Source organism: Ramlibacter sp. (assembly GCF_035706265.1).
In the GTDB taxonomy this organism is placed as follows: domain Bacteria; phylum Pseudomonadota; class Gammaproteobacteria; order Burkholderiales; family Burkholderiaceae_C; genus Ramlibacter.
Genome location: NZ_DASSVG010000470.1, coordinates 1 through 3,173 on the forward strand (window position 1 = coordinate 1; position 3,173 = coordinate 3,173).

Here is a 3,173-nt window from a genome sequence, read left to right on the forward strand (position 1 = left end):
TCGCGGTAGAAGATCAGGGGAAAGGTGTCCGGGTCGCGGATGCCGAGGAAGAACAGCGCGGTCAGCCGCGCGCGGTCGGTGACCAGGCCCTCGGTGGCGACGCCTTCGCGCAGCAGCTGTTCGCGGATGAAACGGCCGAAGTGGTCGGCACCCACCCGGCTGACCAGGCCGCTGCGCAGGCCCAGCCGGGCGGCGCCGATGGCGGTGTTGGTGGGGCTGCCGCCCACGTACTTGGCGAACGACATCATGTCCTCGAGCCGCCCCCCGGTCTGTTCGCCATACAGATCGATGCAGGACCGCCCGATGGTGATCAGGTCAAGCTGGCGCCGCGCCCCTTCCATATGCACTTCTCTCACGGGTACCCGGCGCCCACCGCGCCGAGTGCACGTAATATATATTCCATTTTCCAAGAAATAGCAACATACGTTTCATTTTTTGGCCGGCTTGCGCACGGGCAGCTTCGAGCTGTTGCGCTTGGGCGCGTTGCTGGCGAATGCATAGCCGATCACCAGCGCCTGGGCCAGGCACATCGAGGCCGACAGCGAGCGGAACTTGCGGATCTCCGCCTCGCGCACCTGCAGCACCACGGTCGCCGGCTTGGCCACCGGGCTGACCAGGCTGTCGCTGATCGACAGCACCTTGCAGTTCTGCTCGGAGGCCGCCTCGATCAGCTGCACCGCCTCCTCCGCATACGGGTGGTAGCTCACCGCGATCAGCAGGTCGCGGCGGGTGATCGCGTGGATCTGCTGCCGGGTCATGCCGCCGATGCTGTCGATGAACACGGTCTTCTTGTCCACCTGGTGCAGCGAATAGGCCAGGTATGCCGCCACCGGGAACGAGCGGCGGAAGCCGGCCACGTAGACGGTCTCGGCCTCGCCGATCAGCTTGACCGCGGCGGCCAGGTTGCGGCTGCCGACCGCGTCGGCCAGGTTGTGCAGGGCCAGCACGTTGCCTTCGACGAACTCGGACAGCACCTGGGCCGGGTCGCCCACCGACTTGCCGTCCACGCTCTGGCTGAACTGGCGCACGCGCTCGCCGTAGCCGAGCGCGGCGTTGCCCGAGAGCAGCCCGTCGCGGAACAGGCGCTGCATCTGCGAGGCGCCGTCGAAGCCGAACGACTTGGCGAAGCGCACGATCGCCGACGGCTGCACGTTGCAGCGCTCGGCCAGCACGGCCAGCGTCTCCAGCGCCACCGCGTTCGGCTCGTCGAGCACGTAGCGGGCGATCTGCTGCAGGCGTTTGCTGAGGGATTCATAGCGATCGAGGATGGCGGTACGCAATTCGTCCGCGGTGGTGGGCGGCACGTCCATTTCGACCATGGGAGGTTCCTTCGTGCTTGCGCCTCGTGGGCGCCGAATGAAATATTGCACAACTTTCTGGAAATTCTATTACACTTTGAAACGGAATATCAGTTCCATTTCTTGAACGCGAACGGCGTGGGGAGTTTACTCTTGGACAGCATCGACGTTGCCTTGATCGGCGCCGGCCGCATGGGCCATGTGCATGGCCCGAACGCGGCCCGGCAACCCGGCCTGCGCCTGAAATACGTGGTCGACCCGCGCGCCGAGGCAGCCGCCTTCGCCCGTGCCCACGGCGCCAGCATGGCCTCGCTGGAACAGGCGCTGGCCGATCCGGCGATCGGCGGCGTGCTGATCTGCAGCACCACCGACCAGCACCTGGGCCATGCGCTGGCCGCGGTCGAGGCGGGCAAGGCGGTGTTCTGCGAGAAGCCGATCGACCTGGACCTGCAGAAGGTGCGCGCCGCCCAGCCGCGCTTCGGGAAGGCGCGCTTCCTGCTCGGCTTCAACCGCCGCTTCGATCCGCAGTTCGCGCGCCTCAAGCAGCAGTTGGACGCCGGCATGGTGGGCAAGCTGGAGACCCTGCACCTGGTCAACCACGACCCGGCCGCGCCACCGCCCGGCTTCATCCCCACCAGCGGCGGGCTGTTCAAGGACTTCACCATCCACGACCTGGACATGGCGCGCTGGCTGATGGGCGAGGACCCGGTCGAGGTGTACGCCACCGCCAGCTGCCTGGTGGACCCGGAGATCGGCCGCCAGGGCGACGTCGACACCGCGCGCTGCGTGCTGAAGACCGCCAGCGGGCGGCTGTGCGTGATCTCCAACACCCGGCGCAGCGGCTATGGCTATGACCAGCGCATCGAGGCATTCGGCGCCACCGGCATGATCCGCGCCGACAACGTGGCGCAGGACACCGTACACATGCTCACCGAGGCCGGCAGCAGCGGCGCGCCGATCATGCCGGCGTTCGCCGAGCGCTACCGCGACGCCTACCGCGCGCAGATCGCGCACTTCGCCGAGGTGGTGCACGGCCGCGCCGAACCCTTCACCAGCTACGCCGACGGCGTCGCCGCACTGACCCTGGCCGAAGCCTGCGCATGGTCCGCGCAGCACGGCGAAGTCTTCAAACTCTGAGCGAGACACGAGCATGCACAAAGTCGCACTCATCGGCGCCGGGCGCATCGGCCACATCCACGCCCGCAACGCCGCGCTGCACCCACGGCTGGAGCTGGCCGCCGTGGTCGATGCGATCGACGCCTCGGCGCAGGCGCTGGCCGGCGAATGGAACACCGCGGTGGGCACGCTGGAGGCGGTGCTGGCCGATGCGTCGATCCGCGGCGTGATCATCGCCAGCTCCACCGACACCCACCTCGACTACAGCCTGCGCGCCGCGGCCGCCGGCAAGGCGATCTTCTGCGAAAAACCCGTCGACCAGGACTACGCGCGCGCCCGCGGCGCCGCGAAGGCACTGGCCGGGGCGAACATGCTGCTCGCCTTCAACCGCCGCTTCGATCCGAACTTCCAGGCGCTGAAGGCGCGCCTGGACAGCGGCGTCATCGGCAGCATCGAGAGCCTGCAGATCACCTCGAACGATCCCGCGCCGCCGCCGCCCTCCTACGTCGCCATCTCCGGCGGCCTGTTCAAGGACATGGCCATCCACGATTTCGACATGGCGCGCTGGCTGCTGGGCGAGGAGCCGGTGGAGGTGTATGCCGCCGGCAGCTGCCTGGTCGACCCGGTGATCGGCGAGCTGGGCGACGTCGACACCGCGCGCACCGTGCTGAAGACCGGCGCGGGCAGGCTGTGCGTGATCTCCAACAGCCGCCGCAGCGGTTTCGGCTACGACCAGCGCATCGAGGCGTTTGCGTCCAG

General features: G+C 68.0%; 4 protein-coding genes. 2 read left to right on the top strand and 2 right to left on the bottom strand.

All coding sequences use genetic code 11. From position 1 onward, the window contains the following. Together VFM98_RS16890 and VFM98_RS16895 are read right to left on the bottom strand one after the other, a co-directional pair. The coding region (locus VFM98_RS16890; protein WP_325111066.1) for a PfkB family carbohydrate kinase at positions 1–341 on the bottom strand (341 nt) is incomplete at its 3' end. 87 nt (positions 342–428) lie between these two features. Beyond that, positions 429–1,319, bottom strand: a complete 891-nt coding sequence (locus tag VFM98_RS16895) for a MurR/RpiR family transcriptional regulator (protein ID WP_325111063.1) — start codon at positions 1,317–1,319, stop codon at positions 429–431. A 132-nt stretch (positions 1,320–1,451) separates the two neighbouring features. Here VFM98_RS16895 and iolG point away from each other — a divergent pair, with 132 nt between their 5' ends. Together iolG and VFM98_RS16905 are read left to right on the top strand one after the other, a co-directional pair. Beyond that, on the top strand, positions 1,452–2,435 hold the full coding sequence (gene iolG, locus VFM98_RS16900) for an inositol 2-dehydrogenase (RefSeq protein ID WP_325111064.1): 984 nt from the start codon (positions 1,452–1,454) through the stop codon (positions 2,433–2,435). A 13-nt stretch (positions 2,436–2,448) separates the two neighbouring features. Then, positions 2,449–3,173: Gfo/Idh/MocA family protein (locus VFM98_RS16905; RefSeq protein WP_325111065.1), on the top strand; the 725-nt coding region annotated here is incomplete at its 3' end.

Bases quoted from the DNA above. Each gene is read 5' to 3' on its own strand.
- VFM98_RS16895 (WP_325111063.1), bottom strand. From the start codon at position 1,319: ATGGTCGAAATGGACGTGCCGCCCACCACCGCGGACGAATTGCGTACC.